The sequence below is a fragment of the Paenibacillus sp. FSL H8-0260 genome, assembly GCF_045040625.1.
GTDB lineage: Bacteria > Bacillota > Bacilli > Paenibacillales > Paenibacillaceae > Paenibacillus_AQ > Paenibacillus_AQ odorifer.
On record NZ_CP150298.1, the window covers coordinates 2,997,502 to 3,020,955 of the forward strand.

At 42.2% G+C, this 23,454-nt stretch carries 22 protein-coding genes; 18 read left to right on the forward strand and 4 right to left on the reverse strand.

All coding sequences use genetic code 11. The features are described 5' to 3' along the window. Nucleotides 1-62: 62 nt before the first annotated feature. The 7 genes from MHI51_RS13235 to MHI51_RS13265 all read left to right on the forward strand — a co-directional run bounded on the left by MHI51_RS13235 (nucleotide 63) and on the right by MHI51_RS13265 (nucleotide 8,234). Nucleotides 63-911 (forward strand): carbohydrate ABC transporter permease, encoded by an 849-nt coding sequence (locus tag MHI51_RS13235; protein ID WP_052097471.1) that lies wholly within the window; start codon nucleotides 63-65, stop codon nucleotides 909-911. 12 nt (nucleotides 912-923) lie between these two features. After that, on the forward strand, nucleotides 924-1,811 hold the full coding sequence (locus MHI51_RS13240) for a carbohydrate ABC transporter permease (RefSeq protein WP_051491452.1): 888 nt from the start codon (nucleotides 924-926) through the stop codon (nucleotides 1,809-1,811). 58 nt (nucleotides 1,812-1,869) lie between these two features. Further along, nucleotides 1,870-2,787 carry a dihydrodipicolinate synthase family protein gene (locus MHI51_RS13245; protein WP_076219847.1) on the forward strand — a complete coding sequence of 306 codons (918 nt, stop codon included), beginning with the start codon at nucleotides 1,870-1,872 and terminating at the stop codon, nucleotides 2,785-2,787. Nucleotides 2,788-2,795: 8 nt separating this feature from the next. Continuing rightward, nucleotides 2,796-3,482, forward strand: coding sequence for an N-acetylmannosamine-6-phosphate 2-epimerase (locus MHI51_RS13250; protein ID WP_076219846.1), 687 nt, complete (start codon nucleotides 2,796-2,798; stop codon nucleotides 3,480-3,482). A 16-nt stretch (nucleotides 3,483-3,498) separates the two neighbouring features. Further along, the gene (locus tag MHI51_RS13255) at nucleotides 3,499-4,482 is read left to right on the forward strand and encodes an ROK family protein (RefSeq protein ID WP_076219845.1); all 984 of its coding nucleotides are present in this window, start codon (nucleotides 3,499-3,501) and stop codon (nucleotides 4,480-4,482) included. Between the two features lie 698 nt (nucleotides 4,483-5,180). Beyond that, nucleotides 5,181-6,746 carry a PQQ-binding-like beta-propeller repeat protein gene (locus MHI51_RS13260; RefSeq protein ID WP_405173943.1) on the forward strand — a complete coding sequence of 522 codons (1,566 nt, stop codon included), beginning with the start codon at nucleotides 5,181-5,183 and terminating at the stop codon, nucleotides 6,744-6,746. An 81-nt stretch (nucleotides 6,747-6,827) separates the two neighbouring features. Beyond that, nucleotides 6,828-8,234 carry a GNAT family N-acetyltransferase gene (locus MHI51_RS13265; RefSeq protein ID WP_081387362.1) on the forward strand — a complete coding sequence of 469 codons (1,407 nt, stop codon included), beginning with the start codon at nucleotides 6,828-6,830 and terminating at the stop codon, nucleotides 8,232-8,234. A gap of 53 nt (nucleotides 8,235-8,287) precedes the next feature. Here the strand turns inward: MHI51_RS13265 and thyX are convergent, their stop codons facing one another. Both thyX and MHI51_RS13275 read right to left on the reverse strand, forming a co-directional pair. Further along, nucleotides 8,288-9,004, reverse strand: a complete 717-nt coding sequence (thyX, locus tag MHI51_RS13270) for an FAD-dependent thymidylate synthase (RefSeq protein ID WP_038570515.1) — start codon at nucleotides 9,002-9,004, stop codon at nucleotides 8,288-8,290. Continuing rightward, complete coding sequence (locus MHI51_RS13275; protein ID WP_076217798.1) at nucleotides 9,001-9,537, reverse strand: GNAT family N-acetyltransferase; 537 nt, start codon at nucleotides 9,535-9,537, stop codon at nucleotides 9,001-9,003. Before MHI51_RS13275 ends, thyX begins: the two co-directional genes overlap by 4 nt. Nucleotides 9,538-9,704: 167 nt before the next feature. Here MHI51_RS13275 and MHI51_RS13280 point away from each other — a divergent pair, with 167 nt between their 5' ends. Then, complete coding sequence (locus MHI51_RS13280; RefSeq protein ID WP_405173944.1) at nucleotides 9,705-10,946, forward strand: stalk domain-containing protein; 1,242 nt, start codon at nucleotides 9,705-9,707, stop codon at nucleotides 10,944-10,946. 119 nt (nucleotides 10,947-11,065) lie between these two features. Beyond that, complete coding sequence (locus tag MHI51_RS13285; protein WP_036686376.1) at nucleotides 11,066-11,254, forward strand: hypothetical protein; 189 nt, start codon at nucleotides 11,066-11,068, stop codon at nucleotides 11,252-11,254. Between the two features lie 142 nt (nucleotides 11,255-11,396). On the opposite strand, the gene MHI51_RS13290 is transcribed toward MHI51_RS13285, so the two are convergent. Beyond that, nucleotides 11,397-12,686 carry an adenylosuccinate synthase gene (locus MHI51_RS13290; RefSeq protein WP_076217796.1) on the reverse strand — a complete coding sequence of 430 codons (1,290 nt, stop codon included), beginning with the start codon at nucleotides 12,684-12,686 and terminating at the stop codon, nucleotides 11,397-11,399. Between the two features lie 115 nt (nucleotides 12,687-12,801). On the opposite strand from MHI51_RS13290, the gene MHI51_RS13295 reads away from it, so the two are divergent. The 7 genes from MHI51_RS13295 (at nucleotide 12,802) to MHI51_RS13325 (ending at nucleotide 21,517) form a co-directional block, all read left to right on the forward strand. Further along, a complete protein-coding gene (locus MHI51_RS13295) occupies nucleotides 12,802-13,680 on the forward strand; it encodes a LysR family transcriptional regulator (RefSeq protein WP_036686616.1) in 879 nt (292 codons plus the stop codon). A gap of 49 nt (nucleotides 13,681-13,729) precedes the next feature. Continuing rightward, complete coding sequence (locus MHI51_RS13300; RefSeq protein ID WP_405173945.1) at nucleotides 13,730-14,971, forward strand: molybdopterin-dependent oxidoreductase; 1,242 nt, start codon at nucleotides 13,730-13,732, stop codon at nucleotides 14,969-14,971. A 151-nt stretch (nucleotides 14,972-15,122) separates the two neighbouring features. Further along, nucleotides 15,123-15,866: a hypothetical protein gene (locus tag MHI51_RS13305; RefSeq protein WP_076217794.1), complete on the forward strand. Its 744-nt coding sequence runs from the start codon at nucleotides 15,123-15,125 to the stop codon at nucleotides 15,864-15,866. Nucleotides 15,867-15,879: 13 nt separating this feature from the next. Further along, nucleotides 15,880-17,568: a VWA domain-containing protein gene (locus MHI51_RS13310; protein WP_405173946.1), complete on the forward strand. Its 1,689-nt coding sequence runs from the start codon at nucleotides 15,880-15,882 to the stop codon at nucleotides 17,566-17,568. A 24-nt stretch (nucleotides 17,569-17,592) separates the two neighbouring features. Next, entirely contained in the window at nucleotides 17,593-18,732 is a 1,140-nt protein-coding gene (locus MHI51_RS13315) for a toxic anion resistance protein (protein ID WP_076126025.1), read from the forward strand. Nucleotides 18,733-18,887: 155 nt separating this feature from the next. Then, a complete protein-coding gene (locus tag MHI51_RS13320; RefSeq protein ID WP_076217792.1) occupies nucleotides 18,888-19,610 on the forward strand; it encodes a sensor domain-containing protein in 723 nt (240 codons plus the stop codon). 515 nt (nucleotides 19,611-20,125) lie between these two features. Beyond that, nucleotides 20,126-21,517, forward strand: a complete 1,392-nt coding sequence (locus MHI51_RS13325; RefSeq protein WP_076275813.1) for an alpha/beta hydrolase — start codon at nucleotides 20,126-20,128, stop codon at nucleotides 21,515-21,517. A gap of 113 nt (nucleotides 21,518-21,630) precedes the next feature. On the opposite strand, the gene MHI51_RS13330 is transcribed toward MHI51_RS13325, so the two are convergent. Then, nucleotides 21,631-22,359 carry an SDR family oxidoreductase gene (locus MHI51_RS13330; protein WP_076275812.1) on the reverse strand — a complete coding sequence of 243 codons (729 nt, stop codon included), beginning with the start codon at nucleotides 22,357-22,359 and terminating at the stop codon, nucleotides 21,631-21,633. Nucleotides 22,360-22,524: 165 nt separating this feature from the next. Between MHI51_RS13330 and MHI51_RS13335 the strand changes: the two genes are divergently transcribed. Both MHI51_RS13335 and MHI51_RS13340 read left to right on the forward strand, forming a co-directional pair. Continuing rightward, nucleotides 22,525-22,863 (forward strand): helix-turn-helix domain-containing protein, encoded by a 339-nt coding sequence (locus MHI51_RS13335; protein WP_036686390.1) that lies wholly within the window; start codon nucleotides 22,525-22,527, stop codon nucleotides 22,861-22,863. 27 nt (nucleotides 22,864-22,890) lie between these two features. Next, complete coding sequence (locus MHI51_RS13340) at nucleotides 22,891-23,343, forward strand: hypothetical protein (RefSeq protein ID WP_081386290.1); 453 nt, start codon at nucleotides 22,891-22,893, stop codon at nucleotides 23,341-23,343. The last annotated feature ends 111 nt before the right edge of the window (nucleotides 23,344-23,454 follow it).

Sequence of the window (23,454 nt, forward strand, 5' to 3'; positions counted from 1 at the left end):
AATGGGGAAGGACTGTGGGGACAACGGTTCGCAAAATAAAAGGTTATGTGATTCGTGACTGGATGATGAGTTATCTCTTTTTAGTGCCGGCATTTGGGTTTTTCCTGCTTTTTGTAGCTTATCCGATGGTGAAAGGGGTCTATATTAGTTTCTTTGATTACTCCTTGAGAGATTTCAGCTTTATTGGCCTCGATAATTATATCTCCTTAATAAAAGATGATAACTTCAGGAAGTCGATGGGAAATACATTATTGCTTGTACTCATCACCGTACCCATCGTTATTATTTTCTCGTTATTTATCTCTATGAATATTTATAAGAAAAAAGAGTTTGCCAGATCGTTTTTCCGCGGAGTGTTCTATTTGCCGGCTGTATCCTCGGTCGTAAGCATCACAGTCGTTTGGGGCTGGATCTATCATCCGAACTATGGGATTCTAAATTATTTGACCAGCTTTTTGGGAATGGAGCCTATATCCTGGTTAGGAGATACGAGGACTGCACTGCTTGCTATTATCGTGGTTCTGATAACGACCTCTGTAGGGCAGCCGATCATTTTATATGTGGCATCTATTGGGAACATTCCTACTTCTTACATAGAAGCAGCTGAGATTGATCGAGCGACGCCTTGGCAGATTTTCAGGAAAATATTATGGCCAATGCTAATGCCAACGAACTTATATATTATCGTGATTACCACGATCAACACCTTTCAATGTTTTGCACTAATTCAGTTGCTCACCTCGGGTGGACCTGTGTATAGCACATCGACTGTTATGTATGGCGTTTACGAACAAGCCTTTATGCTCGGTCATTTTGGATATGCCTCGGCGATGGGTGTCATCCTTGCGATTGTGATCGGGATCATTTCTATCATTCAATTCAAATACTTTGGCAGTGATGTTGAGTATTAAGGAGGGGACATCATGAATTCTACGAATCCGTTAGAACTGAGAGCACCTATTGGCCAATCTAAGAAAGTAAGCAAATGGAAAAAAGAATTGACGATTCCAAAAATATTAGCGACCATCCTGTTGATTCTAGCAACGTTGTTTTTTATCTTCCCTTTTTATTGGGTGGTTTCAGGGGCATTTAAGCTTCAGACTGTGGCAACAACGATCCCCCCGGAATGGTTTCCGGCTAAGCCGACTCTGCAAAACTGGACCGAGTTATTTAAGAATCCCGTTGAGCGCTGGATGTTTAACAGTTTCATCATTGCTTTTTGTGAAATGGCAGCGATTTGTATCGTTTCTTCCTGTGCTGGATATGTGCTTGCCAAAAAGTCTTTTCCTGGCCGAGGGATTATCTTTACGATGTTTGTTGCCGCTATGGCATTGCCTAAGCAAGTTATTCTTGTCCCGCTGTTTACGATGCTTGCAGATTTTGGGTGGGTCAACACGTATAAAGGGCTTATTTTACCGGCGATTGGCTGGCCATTTGGAGTCTTCCTAATGAAGCAGTTCGCGCAGACGATTCCAGGAGAATTAATTGAAGCAGCCAAAATAGATGGCAGTTCTGAGATTCGTTTGTTCGGAACCATCATTTTACCTTTGTTAAAGCCTGCAATAGGGGCACTGGCAATCTTTACCTTCATCACTTCTTGGAATGATTATTTCAGTCAGCTGATCATGACCAGATCGACTTCAATGATGACATTACCACTTGGGGTAGCGACTCTTCGGGGTGAATTCACAACAAACTATGGATTGCTTATGGCGGGTGCTGCGTTAGCCTCTATTCCTATGATTGCAATTTTTCTAATGTTCCAAAAAGCCTTTACCCAAGGGATTACTATGGGGGCTGTAAAAGGCTAATTGTTCCTATAACAACGAAAATTAATAGTAATGAATTAAACGATGGAGGCTGTAATTTATGAAATCATATGATCTTGAATCCTTTAAAGGCATTATTATTGCTATGTACTCCAGTTATGATGCTGAGAGGGAAATCGATAAAGAAGCAGCCCGAAAATTAGCTCGTCATTATGCTTCTACGGGAGTAAAAGGTCTTTATGTTGGCGGAAGCTCTGGCGAAGGTATGCTGCAATCTGTAGAAGAACGCAAACAAATGCTCGAGGCAGTTATAGCAGAGGTTGGAAAAGAGCTTACAATCATTACTCACGTGGGTGCTCCATCTACAAGAGACAGTGTTGAACTAGCTATCCATGCTGAGAAAGTTGGCGCACATGCCGTATCGGCTGTTCCAGCGATCTATTATCGTCTGTCACCGGACAGTGTTGAAAGTCATTGGCAGGCGATTATTGATAGTACGGCGCTTCCATTTATTATCTATCACATCCCGCAAACTACAGGCTTTCAATTATCGAAAAGCTTGCTGATTAAGATGGCAGCTCAGGATAAAGTAATCGGGGTGAAAATTTCGGCGGAGAGCACGTTTGAGCTTCAGCAATTTAAAGCCGCAGGCGGGAAGAATTTTCTAGTCTTAAATGGACCAGATGAGCAGTATTTGGCGGGCCGCAGTATTGGGGCAGATGGCGGGATTGGTGGAACTTATGGGGTGATGCCCGAGTTATTCCTAAAAGTGGAACAATGTTATGTGCAAGGAGAGATGGCTGAGGCGCAGAAATGGCAGTTTATCATCAATGATCTCATTGTTGAATTGCTATCCTTTCCTTCATTATATGGTGCGTGTAAAGCGATCCTTAGTGTGCGCGGATTTGAAACAGGTCAGCCAAGAATGCCGCTTTTACCGATTAAGGATTCCGATCAGGAGCGGGTGGAAGCTCTGAACAATAGAATATTAGATTATATTCTTGAAGCGAAGGGATAGAGTTAATAATGACTCGAATAAGTGATATCTTTCCGGTGAAAGGTCTGATTGTTTCCTGTCAGGCACTTGAGCATGAGCCGCTTCATGGTGGGGATACAATGGCTAAAATGGCAAGAGCAGCGGTTCAATCAGGAGCTATAGGAATCCGGACAAATGGTGTTCCAGATATTGTAGCTATCAAAAAAGAAGTAAATGTACCGGTCATTGGACTTATTAAACGGGATATTCCCGGATCAGCCATATTTATAACACCAACCTTAGATGAAGTGAAGGCGATTGTTTCTGCAAAAGCAGAGATTATTGCGCTTGATGTAACGAATCGGGAAGAACGCTTAGAGTCAGTAAAGCCATTAATAGAATATGCACATCTGAGAGGTGTGCTGGTTATGGCGGATATTTCGACATTTGAGGAAGGGCTTGCCGCTGAGAAATTAGGTGTGGATTTCATCGGCACCACGCTTTCAGGCTACACCCCATACAGTACACAGCAGGAAGGACCGGACCTTGTCTTAATTCAAGAATTAAGCAAATTAGTGAACATTCCTGTTGTTGCGGAAGGACGGATATGGACACCGGAAGACGCAGCAAAAGCTAAGAATGCGGGGGCATCCTATGTTGTTGTAGGAAGTGCAATTACTAGGCCACAATTGATCACTTCGAGATATGTTAAGGCCGTGAGCAATTTCAATGACTGACGGAGGTGAGTCCGCGATGGAAGGGTATGATCCTCATATAGAATATGCGATCGGAGTAGATATTGGCGGCACGAAAATTAATGCCGGACTCGTCTCTTCACAAGGGGACGTTTTACATACTGTAAGCCTAAGCACATTGACTGGACAGACGAAAACAATGGATCGTATTATACTAGCTATTCAGACATTAATGGATGAAATAACAGCACAACAAGCGGGAATTCAGCTCCAAGGAATTGGCGTAGGATCAGCAGGGCAAATGGATTGGGAGGCGGGGCGTGTCCGCTCCGCTTCGGAGCTTATTCCTGGCTATGCTGGCACAGCTTTGAAGGATTTGCTTCAAACACAGTTTCAACTTCCGGTAATCGTTGATAATGACGTGAATGTATTAGCAATAACAGAGAAATATTTAGGTTCAGGCAAAGAGGTAAAAGATTTTATCTGTCTTGCCCTTGGTACGGGCGTGGGTGGAGCGATAGTCGTAGACGGCCATCTTGTCCATGGTTCTTGGGGTGGGGCTGGAGAGTTAGGTCATATGTCCGTAGATTTCAAAGGACCTGCATGCGTTTGTGGTGGAACAGGCTGCTTGGAGCAGTATGCTTCAGGCACAAGTATCGCACGTCGCATGCGCGACAAGCTTTTATTACATAACCAGTCCCCAGAGAACGTAGACTCACGGGAAGTGATAGCGAGATGGCGGGCAGGTGACTCTCTGGCTACAGCGTTAATGGAAGACACGATTGCTGCGCTCGGATCCGCGATTGCTTCATTAATCCATATTTTTAACCCTAAAGTCATCGTCATTGGCGGTGGAGTTGCTGAAGCAGGCAAACTTTTGTTTGAAGGCATTAGAAGGGAAGTAAAGGGCAGAGTAATGCCATCGATGCTGGAAAATGTTCGTATTGAAGCAGCCTATTATGGTAATTTATGCGGAATGATCGGTGCGGGGCTGCAGATGTGGGAGTATAGTCCCGATAAAGTAAAGAGAGCAGAGCTATAAGGGGCTATTCACCATCTATCTGTATAGAAAGCCATGGAGCAATACGTAGAAGCGAGTTTAATTGTACATCGTACAACTATATTTCTCGAATCCCTCCAGCCGATGGGTATAAGTGTATTTTGTACAGCTATATTCTTGATTTACAGCCTTAGTGGTGGCTTCTCGTGTTTTTAGTTGTATAAAATGCAGCTAAAGTCAAAATGATTGCATTTGCCTACGAAATAACTGTATAGAATACATTTATTCCATTCCTCAGATTCTCCTGAGATCCGGTGTAATTGAGCTATTGAAGATTGATTAGTGTGATTTTGGGATTGATTAATTTTTAAAATAATTTAGTTAGAACCACATGTGAATAATACTCATGTGGTTTCTTTTATTAGTTATAGCCCACCCCAGTACCCAATGCCGAATAAACCCTTCGTTCAACCATCAACACATCTAACCGATGTTATGGGAAGCAGTTTTTCGCTTTTTACGTTGAATTTTTGATGATGATTCATTAATGTGAGCATATCACACGATATCGCTACGACGAATTCAATGTGTCCAAAGACTCGGGGAAATTCGACCTTAACTGGTCCGGCTCGGATAACTTGTTTGACCAAACCAGCCTAGCTAAGATTTTAATTAGGCTTAAGGGATACAAATTTTCCAGTTTGTATCCCTTAACTTATATAACAAAGGATGGGAAAAATATGGTCGATTATAAAAACAACGAAGGAATAGGCAGTTTTCAACAAGGCAGCTATCGTCCATTAGCCATTCATCCCATTGAGGCTAATTGGACCAGACAATCCCGATTCAGAGCTCCAACATCGCTTTCAGTTTTGAAGCGAGTTGTTGACTCGGGGCGGCCGGATTTTTCATATGGATTAAGCTCGTTTACAGTGGATGAACAAGGGAGAGCCATTTTAGCTGTGGGGCAGGGTGATTTCGAGCTTAATCATCAATACGGCAAACTGTTTCGGGTTTGCTTTGAATCTGACACTGTGGAGCTGCTATTGGAGACTAAGGCATCCCTTATGTCTCCCCTGCTGATCAGCCCAGCCTCCATTTTGGTTGCGACCAATAGCATTCGAGATAATCAGCTCATTTCGGTTGACGAAAACGGCCGGATAAATTGGAAGACCGCAGTGGATGGTGTGCCGTATGGCAGGCCGGTGGTAAACAGCGAAGGGCATATTTACCTGTGTACATATGAAGATGAGTCACAAATTATTGGGAGACTCTATGCTTTTGATGCGGATGGAACCATAAGATGGGTTTACAAGTGCTCGTCCATATTTTGGTGCGATCCGGTTATTTCCCGTGAAGGAATCATATATATTGGTCAAAATGTGAATTCCAAACTTTATGCTTTTAGTCCTGATGGAGAGTTGTTGTGGGAGAAACGGATGGGTCAAGGAGAAGGGCACCGTCCCCCTGTCATAGATCAGGATGGGGTTATGTATGGGTGTCTTTCTAGCCAGTTATATGCCATTGCTCCGGATGGCGAAGTGAAATGGATATACCAACCGGAGGAAAGTTACGTTAACACCAGCCCTTCCCTGGGCGCAGACGGTAATTTATACGTAAATTTGACCGGTGGGGAATTCATTTGTTTAACGCGAGACGGTGAACAGCTATGGAAAGCGGAAACTAAAGGTTTTGCAATAACTCAGCCAATTCTCGGCCGATGCGGCAACGTTATTCAAAGTCGCTTAATGGATAACTCGATTGAAAGCTACTCCGTTGTTGATATTTTTTCCCAAAAAGGAGTGCATTTAGCGGAGACCGCAATCAAAGGTTCCATTCATTCGGTGATTTTGGCAAATGATGAAGTGATTTACGTCCTGTCCTCCTATTGGACGGCTAAGATGGAGCCTAAATGGGAACTTCATTTGCAAATCTCCATCGGGCAGTCCCAAGGTTGGACAACAGTACTGGGGGAGAAATTCAACTGGGAAACGATTGGTGAAAGCGCCAGATCTTTGTTTAACTTGAAGGAGCTGAAGCAAAGCGAAACTCAATCCGATATTATTGAGCAAAAGAATATTCTTACTGAAAGATCAGATGAGGAATTGTTGACTTCACTTCAGCACGCAGATACTAGTGAAGTGGATATAAGGTGGTACTTGACGGAGAATACGCTGGGGATAAGTGTGCAGATTTCTCATGCTATCGGAGATCATGCTGAGTTTGAAATCAAGTATGACAAACTGAAGTTTAAGCTGAACACTTTTCTTTTTTCAGAAATAATAGAGCCTATCAAATTCCCTTGATTTAATAGAATAATTTACCGATAATGTTAATGGGGGAACCCAAAATTAAATCCGTCATGAAGCAGGAGGCACTATCGGACAATGATGACTTTAATGAACATGGTGCGGGGAACGGAGAACGATCTTCCTGCTAAAGAGATGATTAAGTATTGGAATCATGAGCCTGGAACCTTAAAGATGGTAAGGGCCAGCAGCAATTTTATTTATACCTTTCAGTGGAATGGTAAACGCTTTTATTTAAGGTTTACTCATGAAGAGGATAATTCTGCAGACAATATCCAGGCAGAGCTGGATTTTATGATGTATTTATTAGAACAAGGTTATGAGACCGTCGCTCCTGTGCGTTCTAAGTCTGGTAATTGGATTGAGACGTTGTTAACGGATCACGGGCGATATCACGGGGTAGTTTTTGAACAGGCCCAGGGTGAATATGTTTCACTTGATGAGATGAAGGAACCTCATTTTTATCAATGGGGCCAATCGCTTGCACGTCTGCATAATTTTTCGGAAACCTATGCACCGAGCACACCTTATCGCAAAAGCTGGGTCGATTCATTGAATTTTATTTATTCCGTATTGAGCAGGCATCCTGAGGAGCATAAGGCGCTTAAGGAATATGAGCGGATTGAAGCTTGGCTATCAGAGCTTCCTTTTGGAGTGGGGCATACTGGGCTCATACATTATGATTTTGAGATGGATAATATCTTTTATATGCAAGAAGAATCCCGCTACAGTGCCATCGATTTTGATGACTCTATGTATCACTGGTTTGCGATGGATATTACATCGGCGTTAAGAGACCTGACGGAATCGGATGATAATGAGAGTAGAAGAAACATTGACCATTTTATTAATGGATATAGATCGGTTAAGCAGCTAGATGATGAGTATATGAAGTTGATACCTGAATTTCAAAGATTTGCAGACTTATACAGTTTTGCTAGATTACTTCGGTGTATGGAGAATACGGATGATTCTATTTTCCCGGATTGGGCGAAACAACTTAAACTGAAATTAGAAAGAGTTTGTGACCGATTACGAACCGGCTTTCAACCACATATAGTGCTGAAGGATATTACTGAAAAAAACTGGTACGCTTGTACTCAATTAGAAGTATCGGATGAGCAAAAGGCTATTTTTCCTGTACCGGTGGTCTATTGGTTAGCAGAAGCAGCTTATTGTGGTATGACCCCGCTCGCTTTATACGCAGATGAAGAATTGGTAGGTTTCTCTGTGTATAGCGTAGATCCTGAGGATGGAAGTTATTGGATTATGGCTTTTATGATTGACCAGAAATATCAGAACAGGGGTTTAGGCAGAACGGGTATGGATACCTTAATTCGTTATATTAAAGCAGAACATCCTTGCGACAAAATCGTTATTGGCCATCGGATCGAGAACGAACGTGCTACGAATTTATATACATCACTCGGGTTCGTTGAAGTCAGTAGGGACGAGTTTGAAGTTATACGAGGGTTGGTAGTGTAAAAAGGGAAAAGCCGCCAAGGGTTTGGCGGCTCTTTTTTATATAAGGAAATAAATTAATCTACAGAGCCGGTTGTCAGCAGCTGATCAAAAGAGACAGGGAATAGTGGCTCAATCAGCGATAAAATTGCTTTTGCATACTCCTGAATTTCTTTCTGAGCGTCATGCTCCAGTCTTTGATTTAAAAAATGAGCTACAGATTGAACTGAAGCTGTCCAGTACCAACGAACGAATAATCCATAAGCGGGTAGAAACAGTCTTGCTTGTTCAGCACATATGCCATCTGCTAAAGCTGCTTCATACTTAGATAATCCTAACTCGGTGTATTCTTGAAGCTCACGGGTGTATTTTTCACCAAGCTCCCATGCAATGATGTCACCACTGCCTTGTTTGGAATTCTCTGGTTTGGATCTCCATTCTCCCGCAGCAGGTTGATAAAAAACGGGTTCTTCTGTTATGTATCTTCGGCTGGATTCGTTCCAGGCTTCCAAGCTATCTCCAGTACCTTCGTAATGAGCAGAACCGACTACGTATTTCCACCACTGTCTCGCAACCATTAATGGGGCATAAACCTCAAATTGAGTGATGGCATGGCGGAAAGGAGAGGTATGTCCTTCACGGGCAAGGAATTTTATTAGTTTAATATCCCGATCACTAAGCTCAAAAGATTGTTTTGCATAAGAAACACGCGCAGCGTTAGCAACCGTTAAATCTGAGCCCATATGATCTACTAATCTTACATAACCTTCATTTAAAACTTTGATTGTTGTCAATTTAATGTAGCCTCCTGTTCCAAAGCAGAGTAAATGAGTTCGTCACACCATTGTTGATTGCAAAACCTAGTCTCTCTGAGGATTCCATCCCTAATCATTCCTGCTCTAATCATAACTTTTTCAGATTGAAGATTCTCTGCATTGGCATAGGCAACGACTCTATGGGCATTAAGAGAGCTAAAGGCGTAGCCTATCAGTGTTTTGACGGCTTCTGTCGCATAGCCCATTTTCCAGTATTCCGGCAGTAGGACCCAGCCAACCTCCCACTCTCTGATCTCTTCCCAATTTAACTTTATACTTACGTTGCCTATGGGGGTTCTATTTTGCTTTGTACATACTGCTAGATCATAATGCTCACGCGGATCGCTGGTAGTCTGAGTCAGAATCGAAAGGAAGTTCTCTTTAATTTGTTTTGCATCTGGTGCGGTGTTTTCATATTTGTGAGACAAAGGATTAAGTTCCAGTTCTTCATAAAAAGAAAAATCATTGCTTGTATAATCTCTTAATATCAATCTGTCGGCTATTATTTCCATGAGTTAATACCTCCTAATCCATGATTATAATGGAAGACTCTGTAATTATCACGGAGTAAATTCACTAGAAATACAAAAAAATATTTCTGTAAATTTTTCTCTAGTAAAATTGTGGAATTGTGATACAGTAATTAAGGTTTATATATTTAGAGGGGGATGTAAGGGAAATGAAAGCTATTAAATGGAGCATCACTGCAGCGTTAGCAGTATCTATGTTGGGTCCAATACATACAGTGAAGGCGGCAGATTCGCGTAACGTCGATTACGATCAAGGTAGTATTTTACGGAGTGCCAGTTCAGTTTCGTCATCATACAATGAAGGCAATCCGCAGGTTGAAGATTTGATTTTTCAGATGGATGCTACCGAAATCACTGTTGGGGACAATGTTCCGGTACAAATCTATGCTAAAGATGTCGATGGCATATCCGAACGCGTTCCATTAGCTCAAGCAAATGTCGTAATTGAAAAACCTTATTTGCTGCAAAAGCAAGCCGATGGCACAATGAAAGCCTTAGCGGTAGGAGAAACGAACGTAACGGTCATTTCAGGATCAGATACCAAAACAATAAAAGTTTCGATCAGTGCGGACCATGATATTGATCAAGGTGCATTTGTTAATGGAACAATGTATTTGCCGGTTCAATCGGTTTTTCAAACGTTGGGAGCAACAGTCCAAGTTAATACAGCAACTAAAATCTTTAGCATTCGCCTAGGAGATTTGCCAATACAGCTTCAACTCGGAAGCGATATTGCAATGGTGAATGGTGCGAAGGTCAAAATGAGTGGTAAAGTGCAAAAGATCGACGGATCTACAGTTTTTCCTGCCACGCTTTTAAAGACTGCACTGTCAGCAGAGTTAATTTGGGATGGAAATTATCAGACGATGGAGATCTACTTCGGCAAAGCAGAGTTGTTCGCCTATACGAAACAAACTGCGCAGATTTTTAAGAAAGAAGAACAAGGAAACCTCGTTAAGTTCATTGGAAAAACATATTGGCTCAATCAATTCGACTCCGATTATAAGTTCCAAAAAGTCACTATTGTAGATATTCTACCTGATTATGAAGGTGAATTCGCCATTTCATTTAAGGTTTTATCAACGGGGCAAATTCTTAACTCTTATACAATGTCGGGGGATGAGTTGATCCGTACATTAGGAAATAAAGAATATTTCTTAACAACGGATCCATTTAAGACCTATAAGTGGTCGGATGCGATTTGGAGTAAGATTAAAAAGAGCATAGTTGCTACTGGGATGACCAAGCAACAAGTGGAGTTTAGTTGGGGTAAGCCTATAAGTAAATCCACATTATCAGGTAGTGGCATTCAAGTGGAGACCTGGCAGTATGGTAATTATAACTATGTTACCTTTACGAACGGTGTTGTCTCCATGATTTATACGAATTAATACTTCCTAATTTCTGCGTTACTTTAGTCATAGAGCCTGTCTTTGCGACATATCATTTTGGAGAAGCACTTTCAGAATTAAAGTGTTGACTATTGTTGGCCGAAATGAGGGGTTTATTCATGGCAAAGTCAAAACGTGGACATGCACTTTGGAATTTACCATCAAGGGGCAGGGGGACTTGTCCAATCTGTCAGAACACCCGTATTAAGCTGCTTTATCCCAAGAAAAAAACGGATGGAGCAGTCGTTAAGGTCTGTAAACGCTGTGACAAGGCTCCACAGACGAAAGTGGATGCCGTGTTGATTTAAAAAGAGTACACAAAAAGAGGCTGTCTCAAAAGTGGAATTTTCTACGTATGAGGCAGCCCTTCTCATGAATAAAACAAAGAAGCACTTCTCTAATAAGAGAGGCGCTTCTTTTAAATTTTACAGAGATTTAGTACGTATATGATTATTTCGTTATCCGATTAATGACCTGTTCGCGTCTAGGACCCACGGAAATCGTAGTAATACGCGTGCCAATAGAGGTTTCAATAAAATCAATGTAAAGCTTAGCTTGTTCTGGCAGATCTTCGAAGTCGGTGATCTGAGAGATATCGCAGTTCCAGCCAGATAAATGCGTGAATATCGGTTTTGCAGAGTTCAGTTTATTCGTAGCCGGGAACTTGTCGGTGATCTCTCCATTTTCAAGCTCATAAGCCACACAAACTGGAATCTCATCCAAATAACCAAGCACGTCAAGATTAGTCAACACGACTTCAGTGGCACCCTGCATTTGGCAACCGTAACGAGTAGCTACAGCATCAAACCAGCCCATACGTCTAGGACGGCCAGTCGTAGCCCCGAATTCCCCGGCATCGCCACCTCTTGTACGAAGTTCATCCGCAACGGGCCCTTCTAATTCCGTAACAAAAGGTCCAGCGCCGACACAACTGGAATAGGCCTTGGTCACAGCGATGACATTCGTGATAGCTGCTGCAGGAAGACCGGCACCGACAGGTGCAAACCCGGCAAGTGTTGAAGAGGAGGTGGAGTAAGGATAAATACCGTGATCAGGATCACGCAGAGCCCCAAGCTGACCTTCAAGTAAGATAGTCTCTCCCTTAGCATAAGCCTCTTGCAGCAAGTCTGTTGTATTGGCTACATAAGGCGCTAGCTGTGCAGCTTCTTCTTGCAGCTGAATCATTAATTCCGAGATTTGGATCGGCGCTTTCTTATATAAATGCTCAAGTAAAATATTTTTGGAAGCGAGTAATTGTTCAAGACGTTTCTCAAGTCGGGCGGTATCAAATAAATCCGCTGCCTGTATGCCTAGCTTTGCATATTTATCTGCGTAAAATGGTGCGATTCCCCGTTTTGTTGAACCGAATCCTTGAGATCCCAGACGTTCCTCTTCTAGTTCATCAAACAAACGATGGATTGGAAGCACGATTTGCGCCCGTTCGGATACGAATAATCTAGGCTTTGGCACACCTCTATCCGTTAAAGCTTTCAATTCTTTTATTAATACTTCTGTATCAAGTGCTGTTCCGGGTCCAATAATGTTTGTAACGGAAGGATAAAATACCCCAGATGGCAGCATATGCAATGAAAATTTTCCATATTGGTTTATGATGGTATGCCCAGCATTACTACCACCTTGAAAACGAACGACAAAGGAAGATTGTGCAGCTAGCACATCCGTCATTTTTCCTTTTCCTTCGTCGCCCCAGTTTGCTCCTACAATTGCAATTACGGTCACGCGTTTTCGCCTCCCAAGCTTGTTTTTGGCTACAGGACTAAGTATAATGCTAGTTAAATCATTAGAAAAATTGATATAAGTTATATCTATTATAAGGTGGAGTAATGACGTGGGGATGGACATTAATTTGGAGTGGTATCGCTCTTTTTATTGGGTAGCGAATACTGGGAGTTTAACTGCTGCGGCAGAACGACTCAATATTACACAACCGGCAGTAAGTCACACGATTAAACAATTGGAAGAAAAAATGGGCGGCCCGTTATTTTTTCGCACTTCTCGCGGGGTCGATCTAACAACAGAAGGAAAAGTACTGCTTAGCTTTATTGAGCAAGCCTTTCATCATGTAGACATGGGCGAAAGAGCGATCGCAGATATGAACAATCTGAACAGCGGCGAGATTCATATCGGAGCAAGTGACACCTTATGCAAATATTATCTGTTACCTTTTTTGGAGCAATTTCATGAACAATTTCCCAATATCCGCATTCATATTACGAATCGTACGACACCAGAAACACTTACGCTTTTAAAAGAAGGGAAAATTGATTTTGGTATCGTCAGCTTGCCGACATCTGATAAACAGATTGATTTTCGCAAAAGTACTCAGCTTCAAGATTGCCTGGTAGGGGGCAAAGGTTTTCGTCATTTGGCGGACAAGACCATGCCGCTTGCAGACATTCAGCAGTATCCGTTGTTATGCTTAGAAGCGGGTGGCAGCACCAGAAAGTATATGGATCAGTTTTTAGCTTCTAATCATCTGACGATTACACCTGAATTTGAACTGGGAAGTGTGGATTTGCTTGTTCAGTTTGCGAAACGTGGTTTTGGCCTTGCTTTTGTTATTCGTGATTACGTAACCGAAGAATTGAAGAAAGGTGAGCTTGTCGAGATTCCTCTGGACCCACCTTTGCCAGAACGTAACATAGGAATTGCTACCCTGCGTGGAGTTCCTCTTACAGCTGCTTCAAAGTCTTTTCTAACATTATTAGAGTAGAATCAGGAAAGAGCTACTAGAGCATACATAGTGAAGAGGAGGAAAGGTAATGAATCCTTTACTGGCTCGGCTGCGAAAGGGATACGGGAAAAAGCTTCGGGCGCTTCATACCTGGAATGGCTGGCTGGTTGTGTTGCTCACACTCACAGGACTTGTGCTTGTAGGTGGCTTCTGGCGTGGCTTCTTAGGGGAAGGCAGAGTATGGATCAAAGGGCTTCATATCGTGGTCGGTGTCGCTTCGATTATTCCGGTTATTTATTATTTGCTGCTGGCAGGGAAACATTGGAAACAACTGAAGGAGCGGCCTTGGCAACGTTTTAATGTAATCGTTGTACTTTCATTGCTGCTCGGCTGGTTCGTTTCAGGAGTGCTACTCTGGCAATTCCGCGTGGTGGGTCCACATGTATCGAACGTTGCTCTGATCGTCCATGACTTATTGACCTGGATAGGCCTTCCTTATATTATTTATCATTCTTTGACTCGGGTAAAATGGCTTAAAGAACCGAGCCGGCGGATAGTGAAAAGCGGCATTGAGACAGGCAGCCCTTCGAATCATCGGGAACCCCCGCAGCCGGTTTATACACGTAGAGCTTTCATACGCGGATCGATTGGTGTTGGGCTTGCGGTCACTATAGGTCCATCGTTTATAAAATGGCTCGGCAGTTCAATTGGAAATATTGGGGGCAGCGAAACAATTGATAAGCTGATCGAAAGTGATCGTAATCAGTTGTTGCCTGCACCCCAGCCACTGGCGGCATCCTCACCCCCTCTCGGAGGAGGGGCGCAAGGACAATTCCGTGTTTACACAGTCACTCCGATTCCAGAGTTTACGAACAACAATTGGTCTTTTACGATAGATGGGCTTGTGGAGCAGAATTTCAAGTGGAACTGGGAACAGTTCGTAAAACTTAAGCGGACCGTTCAGGTGAGTGATTTTCACTGCGTGACGGGCTGGTCAGTCTATAAGAATACCTGGGAAGGAATCAAGCTAAAAGATCTTTTGAGTCAGGCCGGTGTGAAGCCCACAGCTAAGACTGTGAAATTCTATTCGGGTGATGGTGTATACACGGATACGCTCACATTGGAACAAGCCGACATGGATGATGTGCTGGTCGCGGTAATGCATGATGGAAAGCCGATTCCTAGCGATCTCGGCGGTCCTGTACGGTTAATCGTTCCGAAGATGTACGCATACAAGTCTGTGAAGTGGCTGAACCGGATTGAGCTGATCGAAGGCGATCATACGGGATATTGGGAGCAACGCGGGTATTCAAATGATGCGTGGGTATAAAATAGGGATCGTTAACCTTAATGGGCTTATTGCCTGTTAAGGTTTTTTTGTTGATTAATTCCTTATTTTTTTAGCATATAGCAAATGAAGAGACGTAATAACAGAAATTGCTCCATACAATAGAAGTGACTGGATGCAGGAGGTGGTTGTGATGAACGGGGTTAGAGCCATAAAGCTGTTGGGACTTATTCTCGGTGTGGTACTACTGAACATTATCGTGTTGTCACCAGGTTTATTAGGGGTGGAAATCGGAGGAACCAGTGTATTTGAAATAGCTTTAGGTGTGACATTGTTGTTTGTTAGTCTACTTGTTGTTCTTTATGGAAGTTATATTTTATTGTTTAAACCTTCATCTATCCCTGCTGTGAAAACACTGAAATCTTATGAGGATTATATAGCCGCGCTTACTCAATACAAAAATGTCAAAGTGCTGAAAAAAGACATTGCGCTTGCTCTAGATCAGATATCCCGGATGGAAAAGAAGAGAAGTACCTTGTTAGATGTTTTAGGTCAGAGATTCGAATCCACTGAACTTAGCTTCAAAAAATTTAATGCAGTCAGTTATGAAGTAGCAAAGCTTTTTTACCTGAACATTCGAGGGATTCTGAATAAACTCAGTGTATTTGATGCCTCAGAGTTCACCCTTTTCTCCAGCCAGCATAGACCCTCGCAGTTCTCAGATAAACTGGTGCAAAAAAAGACAGCTTTGTACAATGAATATTTAGCCTACGTAACAGGGTATCTTGGGGCAAATGAAGAGATTCTGCTGAAGCTGGATAAGCTGCTGCTGGAAATATCGCTACTTGACAGTACAGATTATACAGATGTTGAAGAGATGCCTTGTATGAAGGAAATCGATGAGCTGATCAAGCAGACGAAATTCTATAAGCAATGAAGGGGAGATGTGTATGGCTAATAAAGGAAAAACAGTAGCAGTTTTAGGGATCATTACGGTGGTAGTTTTTGCTCTCGTGTATTTTGGAATCACCTTGACTTCTAATATAGGAAAAACCAAAACCCAGATTTCTTCCGAAGATGCGGGGAAGCAGCTTGAGAAGCTATATAAGAACATAAACGTGACCACTGCTGAGCAAATCAAAGGCCAGATTGATCTGGACCCTGTCGCGATTGGGGATTCACTACCAGATATCTCAAAGTTTCCTGTATCCGTAGACAATACAACAGATAGCTTTGTAGAGATATTTTCTTCTACAGAGAAATCAGGAACGGGTAATGATGGTTGGCTAAATGAAGTTGCTACAGATTTTAACAACTCTAATATTGAGGTGAACGGGAGTCATGTTTCTGTGAAAATCCGTAATATTGCTTCAGGTACAGCGACAGATTACATAAGATCTGGGAAGTATGTGCCAGATGCCTTTACCCCTTCAAATGAGCTGTGGGGCGAAATGGTAAAAGCAAACGGGATGAACACTCAGCTAATCACTAAACGTCTTGTAGGTAATGTAGCTGGTATTGTTACCAGTAAGGCGAAATATGATGAACTAATAGAGAAATACGGTTCTTTAAACGTCAAGACGGTTACAGATGCCATAGCAAATAATGAATTATCAATGGGCTATACCGACCCTTTTGCCAGTTCTACGGGTTTAAACTTTCTGGTAACAGCGCTTGGGACGTTTGGCGGTTCAGACTTACTTGGAGAGCAAGCGGTGCAGGGCTTTGAGAAATTCCAAGCAAATGTTCCCTTTATTGCCTCAACCACTTTACAGATGCGAGAGGCTGCAAAAACCGGTAAGCTTGATGCTTTTGTCTTAGAATACCAGATCTTTATGAATGCAACAGATTTGAAAGGGGGGTATGTATTCACTCCTTTTGGTGTAAGACATGACAGCCCGCTTTATGCTTTGGGTGATCTTCCTCAGGAAAAACTCGATATTATTAAGAAGTTTGCTGAGTTTGTTGAACAGGATAAATACCAGGAGCTGGGTGAGAAAAAAGGCTTCAATGGTCTTAATGATTACCAATCAGAGCTTAGTACAGTGGATGGCAGTCTCATATCCTCAGCTCAGAAGCTGTGGAAAGAGAAGAAAAATGGCAATAAACCTATCGCCGCAGTATTTGTGGCAGATGTCTCAGGAAGTATGAACGGGGAACCCTTGAACCGCTTAAAGCAATCTTTATTAACAGGCCAGAAGTACTTGGGCAAGGATAACAGCATTGGTTTTGTCTCTTACTCTGATAACGTTACAATCAATCTTCCAATTGGAAAATATGACACGAACCAGCAGTCCATGTTTGTTGGTGCGATTGATAGTCTTCAAGCAAATGGGGGGACGGCTACTTTTGACGGGATCGCGGTAGCCATCCATATGCTTCAAACGGAATTACAGCTAAATCCGGATTTGAAGCCGTTGATCTTTGTATTAAGTGATGGAGAGACCAATGAAGGGCATTCCTTGAATGATATCAGAGGTCTTATTGAGACCTACAAAATCCCGATTTACACGATTGGCTACAATGCGAATATCAAGGCGCTTGAGAGTATTTCGAGTATAAATGAAGCGGCCAACATCAATGCAGATACAGATGATGTAGTCTATAAAATCGGCAACCTGCTCAATGTTCAAATGTAAGCTATTTTTTATAGGAGGGGTTCTATGTCGTTTACTATGGAAGTCGTAAGTCAGGAAAAGCTGAAATCAGTAATTGAAGAGCAGGTCAAACCTGAGCCTGAGGAAGTATCACAACTGAAAGCACTGGCAGTAAACAATGTCTCCGCCATTCTGGATCTGAATTTAGAGTCACTGGATAAGCGGAAAGCGGTGCTGCAATCCATTGATAGCTTCGGTATGGAAACGATGAGATCCTCTTCGGACAAAAACTCCCTGTTGCAGGTTTCAGTGGGGAATTTATCAAAGACAGGGGATGAAGGCGGCCAAGTAGCAAAAGGTTTGACGGAGCTTAATCTCCAGCTGAAGGATTTGGATCCCAGTGCAGTAGATTTTGCCAAGACGGGTTTTCTTGGGAAGTTCTTTAATCCATTACGTAGTTATTTTGCTAAATATCAAAAGGCGGATGCTGTCATTTCAGATATTATAATTTCTTTAGACAAGGGTAAGACTGTTTTGAAGAACGATAATACTACGCTGGAATTTGAGCAACAGGCACTTCGGGAACTTACAAAAAAGCTGCAAAAAGAAATTCAGCTCGGCATGCTGATGGATCAGGAAATAGAGACGCAACTGGAAGCGGCTAAGCTGCGTGATGAGGATGAGGAGAAAGTTCGGTTCATTACAGAAGAAGTGCTTTTTCCGTTGCGGCAGCGTGTCATGGATTTGCAACAGATGCTTGTAGTGAATCAACAAGGAATTATGGCCATAGAGGTGGTTATTCGAAATAATAAAGAGCTGATCAGAGGGGTGGACAGAGCTAGAAATGTTACCGTGTCTGCCTTGAAAATATCGGTTACGGTAGCTAGTGCGCTGTATAATCAACGAATTGTTTTGAAAAAGATCGAACTTTTAAATCAAACCACCGATAGCCTGATCAGCGGTACCTCAAAAATGTTGAAAAACCAAGGGGCGGAAATCCATAAACAGTCGTTAGAATCAAGTATTTCAGTGGATACATTAAAGCAAGCTTTTACAGATGTGCTATCCGCTCTCGATTCCATCAGTACTTATAAGCAGGAAGCTCTCCCCAAAATGCGTGAAACCATTAATCAGTTCAGAGAGCTGGCAGATAATGGAGAACAGCAGATTGTGCGGCTGGAAAAGGGAAATAAGTTGGGGTTGTAGCCTAGCAAAATCATAAATCTGGTTAATTATGCGCTTTGAAGCAACAAATCCTAGCCTTTAGTCTGGTATGACTCCAGCCCCAAGACTGTTTTGAGCCTTCTTTTTCCCACGTATAATGAGATTAATTGAATAACGTGAGAGAAAGGACAATAGAAATGAATGATAAGTTATACACTATGCCGATGGGAGCTCTTGATTCCATGCATATTCCAGCAGAATCACAACCCCAATCCAAAACGCGCAAACGTGGAGCAAGTCCAAAGACATATCGGAGTATTTTATACTTCTTAATCTCTTTGCCGCTTACGATTGTATATTTCGTGTTTATGGTGACAGGGCTGACGTTATCCATTGCGTTAACCCCAATATTTATCGGAATTCCTTTGTTTTTTGCAGTAGCTAAGGGATTGGATTACATCGTACAATTTGAGCAAGAGCTGGTCAGATCATTGTTAGATATTCCTAGACCTAGTGAAGAGGCCAGATCGGATATGCAGCTAGAGGGAGCGGGCTTCCTGCAACGAATGAAGTTAGGTTTTCATGGAGCGAAGTTTGCCCGTAACGTCATGCTGATTATGGGTCGATTCGTATCCAGCATTATTTTCTTTTCAATAACAGTAACTGTAGTAGCGGCTGCACTGGGCCTGATTACACTACCTGTGCTGCACCAGATTTTCTTGCAAACCATGGATTTGAACATTTTAGAGAATAGTGTGTTTGCTTTGTTCCAGATCGACTGGACATTATCCCAACAATATATCTCCTATGTAGTAGCTGGATTTGTTGTTGCCTTGTTAGCAAGTTGGGTAATTCGTATGCTTATGGATGTGCAACGTAGAATGCTGTTCGTATCCTACGAGGAAAGACAACAGTACTAATTGGAAAGAAGAGATTGTCTCCAAACAACCCTTACTGAATCTGAATAAAACACCAGACAATGATCCTTCAGTTCGTGGAGAATCACTGTCTGGTGTTTTTGGTCTGCGGGGAGGTTTGCTTTTGCAAATGATGAGCTAGTGGAGGCTGCCTGATTGCTTCATTGATTTTTTTTAGTGTCGGTTACTGGTGATGGATGTTGATGGAATGTGCGAAATAGCTGTACTTTGTGCAGTTATTTCGAGTGCCAAAAGAATAATCCTGACTTTAACTGCACTTTATACAACTAAAAACTAGAGAATCCACTTATAAGGGAGTAATTTCAGAAAATAGCTGCATGAAATACACTTATATCCAGTGATCGAGCGTTCTATTGGATTATAGTTGTATGAAATACAATTAAACTTGAGCGCTTTATAACGCTCCCCCAACTTGTGAAAAAATGTTCATAATCCCATATAAATCCTGTATAATGAGAGTTGTGAAAACGTTTGAACAAAAAATCAGGAGGGGTTCTATGCATTCAAATGGATTATTTAGATGGAGCTTTTTGGGGTTTGCAGTATTAGTTTTGTTAGCGCTTTCGGGATGTTCCAGTAACGAAAATGTAAATGAAAAAGTTGCTACATCACCAACCCCCAATCCAACGATAAGCAATACTTCTAATGCATCGGAGAACCCAACCAATGTGGGGGCGGCAAAAGGTACTGTGCACATAGAAAATATAGGTGAGCGGAGAATATTTGTTTATTTACCTGCAGGGTATGAAGCTGACAGTGAGCGTTATCCTGTTGTGTATATGCACGATGGGCAGAATATTTTCAATACAAATACCAGCTCTTTAGGCAAAGAATGGAGAGTTGAGGAGATTATTGATCAGCTCGTTGCTGATGGAACCATGGAGAAGGTTATCGTGATAGGAGTCGCTTCAAGTGATGGATCAGAACGGGGAATGGAGTATGTTCCATTTCCGGACGAGTCTATTCCTTCGGATGGAGCGAGTGCAGCCGAATTTACCCAATATTTTATCAATACAGTTATTCCCTATGTGGATGGCGCTTACCGGACCATTCCCGATCGGGATCACCGGATGATAATGGGATCGTCATTCGGTGCTATTCAGGCTTTATGGATGGGGTATCAGCACCCGGAGACCTTCTCAGCGATAGGGGCTTTATCCCCTGCCACTTGGGTAAGCAATGGGAGTATATTGGATGAGTTGGCGAAAGAGTCCGGGAAGCCTGCATTGAAGATTTGGCTCGACATGGGTGTAACCGAAGGAATGCCAATTGATCCGCTTGTGAATGTGTTAAAGTCGAAGGGATTTGTATCAGGTAAGGACCTATTCTTTCAGATGGACCCTTTGGGTACACATGAAGAGAAGTCATGGAATAGACGTGTACATAGTCCATTGATAATGTTTGCCGGGAAAGAGGCTGGACAAACGATCAAGCATGAAGTAAGTGACTATCTGACATTAATCGGACCAGAAGCTATCGATATACGTCTTAATTTACTAGTCACTATGGATAATGAGATGGATTTTACAATCCTTGACGGAGTTGAATATCAAGTGTTGAATCCTGAAGTAGGGCAGGTAGACAAGGCAGGTAAGGTGAGCTTCCTGAAGCCGGAATCCTTGAAAGTAAATGTTTCATTTCAAGGTGTTACTGAAGAACATTTGGTTAACTATGAGCATTATGTAAAGGTATTTAAAGTTTATGTGAAATCTCTTGATGTTGACGAGAACGGTGATGAGTTCTCCATTAATCTGAAGGCCTCTGCTCGAAAAATAAATTCAACTCCTGAGTATATCTCAGCGTTAGTGAGCGCTGCTGAAAAAATCGGTATATATAAAATTAAGGAGACTCAGGAGGATGTAATTCGTATAATCTTTACTACGAAGTAGTCATGGAAATTCATATTCCCTGGCTGATAATCAGGGAATTCCACCCTGATTCTTTCAACTAAAAGAAGCTGAGTCAATAAGTAGCGGTTCCAACTTATTGACTCAGCTGTTTTTTATCGCAAAATATATCCCCCATCCGGAAATAAAGTACTTCCTGTTGTATAGCTATTGGTCATCAAATAAATCGTTGTATGTGCTGCTTCGTCGGCATGACCCACCCTGCCAAGGATATTGATATTCGTATATTCGTCGTAAGCCTTGTCTCTAGTTTCCTGTTCTGCGCCTTCCCAATTAAAGTTGGTATGAATGGTTCCAGGGGAGATGACATTTACCCGAATCGGAGCCAATTCTACTGCTAATGCTTTTCCCAGACTTTCAATCGCGCCGTTACAAGCTGCATAGGAGGCACCGTCTGCAAGTGGACGTTGGCTGAATGCGCCGGACATAAGAACAATGGAGCCTGTAGGGTTGATAAAAGGGATGGCATGCTTTACAGCATGATATTGCGGCCAGAACTTTGCATTAAAGCAACTGTGTGCAATCTCCAAGCTAGAAGTAATCGGTCCTCTAACATAGGAGGCTCCCGGAGTGAACAAATGGTCAAAAACGCCGATTTTTTCAAAGAAATCCTTCAAGTCCTGTTCATTTTGATTATCTAGTGAATGAATTTCAACAGAATCGAATCCCAGAAGGTGTTGAGCTTTCTCTAATTTATCTTGTGAACGCCCAGCGATTATAACAGCTGCACCTTGTTCAACCGCTTGTTTGGCAGTTGCAAGCCCTATTCCGGAGCTTCCTCCGATAATGACGATGCGCTGGTTTTTTAATGAAATAGTGGACATATTTATCTTCTCCGTTCATAGTTAATTGGACTTATTAAGTTCTGTTTTTTATTATTAGCTATAAAATATAACCTGCACAGTACGCACTTTTTTCGTACTAGGTACGATTTTTCGTACTAGCTGGTTCGAACATATAGTTATATAACTATCGAAAGAGGGGATCGCATGGATTTGCTGGAGCCGAGATTAACCGGGGTTCTTACAACACTTGAAAAGATCGGTGGAAAGTGGAAGCCGCTCATTTTATTTATTTTATTGATAGATGGCACAAAACGATTTGGTGAACTTAGACGGATTATCCCAGATGTCTCCCAAGGTACGTTAGCTAAACAATTACGGGAGCTTGAAGAGGATCAGCTTATCGACCGGGTGAGTTATCATGAGCTTCCACTCAGGGTGGAATATAGTATTTCAGAACATGGCAAATCCCTAATTACAGTTTTGGATAGCATGTGTGGCTGGGGTAGGATGCATAAAGAATATTTGAATAATACAAATAAGTAGAGGGGGTGCATTATTATTCTTACTATTTTGCAGGAACCAACGGGTCAGACCTACAAGACGCTGGTACAGGTAGCTATGGAAGTATGTGATGAATTTATTCTAGTAAAACGTGATCAGATGGAGTTGGAGCCAGAAGGATATGAACTGCTTGAACAGCTGCAACCTTTTCTCAAAAAGGTCATAAAAGATGACTATTGGCCGGGGACTCGGCTTATGGGGCATTATGCAGATGTTTATTTTTTTGATTGTTCGCCTGAAGCCGTCAATATTCTTTTATCCTATTCCACCAGCTTGTACTCGTGGGTACAGACCAGGCTGCCTGATGATCTTTGTTTTCTAAAACAGGGACAACCGTGGCTAATCAATACAGCCCATGAGAGAGAAAGCAATTTGATCACTGATGTGGATGAGGAACTTAATAGACTAGAGGCGTGCGGATTGTTGTTCCGTGACTTATCTGAGTTTTATAACGCTGATTAAAAAAATGGACTCATATTTATAGTGCAGAAGAACCCGCAGTTGGTGCGGGTTCTTCTGCATGTTCACTAATCATTCAACGCATCTGTTAAATTACAAGATTTCATATAATCA

Excerpts from the sequence above, each read along its gene's own strand:
- MHI51_RS13235 (WP_052097471.1), top strand. The coding sequence starts at position 63 with ATGATGAGTTATCTCTTTTTAGTGCCGGCATTTGGGTTTTTCCTGCTT.
- MHI51_RS13240 (WP_051491452.1), top strand. The coding sequence starts at position 924 with ATGAATTCTACGAATCCGTTAGAACTGAGAGCACCTATTGGCCAATCT.
- MHI51_RS13245 (WP_076219847.1), top strand. The coding sequence starts at position 1,870 with ATGAAATCATATGATCTTGAATCCTTTAAAGGCATTATTATTGCTATG.
- MHI51_RS13250 (WP_076219846.1), top strand. The coding sequence starts at position 2,796 with ATGACTCGAATAAGTGATATCTTTCCGGTGAAAGGTCTGATTGTTTCC.
- MHI51_RS13255 (WP_076219845.1), top strand. The coding sequence starts at position 3,499 with ATGGAAGGGTATGATCCTCATATAGAATATGCGATCGGAGTAGATATT.
- MHI51_RS13260 (WP_405173943.1), top strand. The coding sequence starts at position 5,181 with ATGGTCGATTATAAAAACAACGAAGGAATAGGCAGTTTTCAACAAGGC.
- MHI51_RS13265 (WP_081387362.1), top strand. The coding sequence starts at position 6,828 with ATGATGACTTTAATGAACATGGTGCGGGGAACGGAGAACGATCTTCCT.
- MHI51_RS13275 (WP_076217798.1), bottom strand. The coding sequence starts at position 9,537 with ATGGAAATAATAGCCGACAGATTGATATTAAGAGATTATACAAGCAAT.
- MHI51_RS13280 (WP_405173944.1), top strand. The coding sequence starts at position 9,705 with ATGAAAGCTATTAAATGGAGCATCACTGCAGCGTTAGCAGTATCTATG.
- MHI51_RS13285 (WP_036686376.1), top strand. The coding sequence starts at position 11,066 with ATGGCAAAGTCAAAACGTGGACATGCACTTTGGAATTTACCATCAAGG.
- MHI51_RS13295 (WP_036686616.1), top strand. The coding sequence starts at position 12,802 with ATGGACATTAATTTGGAGTGGTATCGCTCTTTTTATTGGGTAGCGAAT.
- MHI51_RS13300 (WP_405173945.1), top strand. The coding sequence starts at position 13,730 with ATGAATCCTTTACTGGCTCGGCTGCGAAAGGGATACGGGAAAAAGCTT.
- MHI51_RS13305 (WP_076217794.1), top strand. The coding sequence starts at position 15,123 with ATGAACGGGGTTAGAGCCATAAAGCTGTTGGGACTTATTCTCGGTGTG.
- MHI51_RS13310 (WP_405173946.1), top strand. The coding sequence starts at position 15,880 with ATGGCTAATAAAGGAAAAACAGTAGCAGTTTTAGGGATCATTACGGTG.
- MHI51_RS13315 (WP_076126025.1), top strand. The coding sequence starts at position 17,593 with ATGTCGTTTACTATGGAAGTCGTAAGTCAGGAAAAGCTGAAATCAGTA.
- MHI51_RS13320 (WP_076217792.1), top strand. The coding sequence starts at position 18,888 with ATGAATGATAAGTTATACACTATGCCGATGGGAGCTCTTGATTCCATG.
- MHI51_RS13325 (WP_076275813.1), top strand. The coding sequence starts at position 20,126 with ATGCATTCAAATGGATTATTTAGATGGAGCTTTTTGGGGTTTGCAGTA.
- MHI51_RS13330 (WP_076275812.1), bottom strand. The coding sequence starts at position 22,359 with ATGTCCACTATTTCATTAAAAAACCAGCGCATCGTCATTATCGGAGGA.
- MHI51_RS13335 (WP_036686390.1), top strand. The coding sequence starts at position 22,525 with ATGGATTTGCTGGAGCCGAGATTAACCGGGGTTCTTACAACACTTGAA.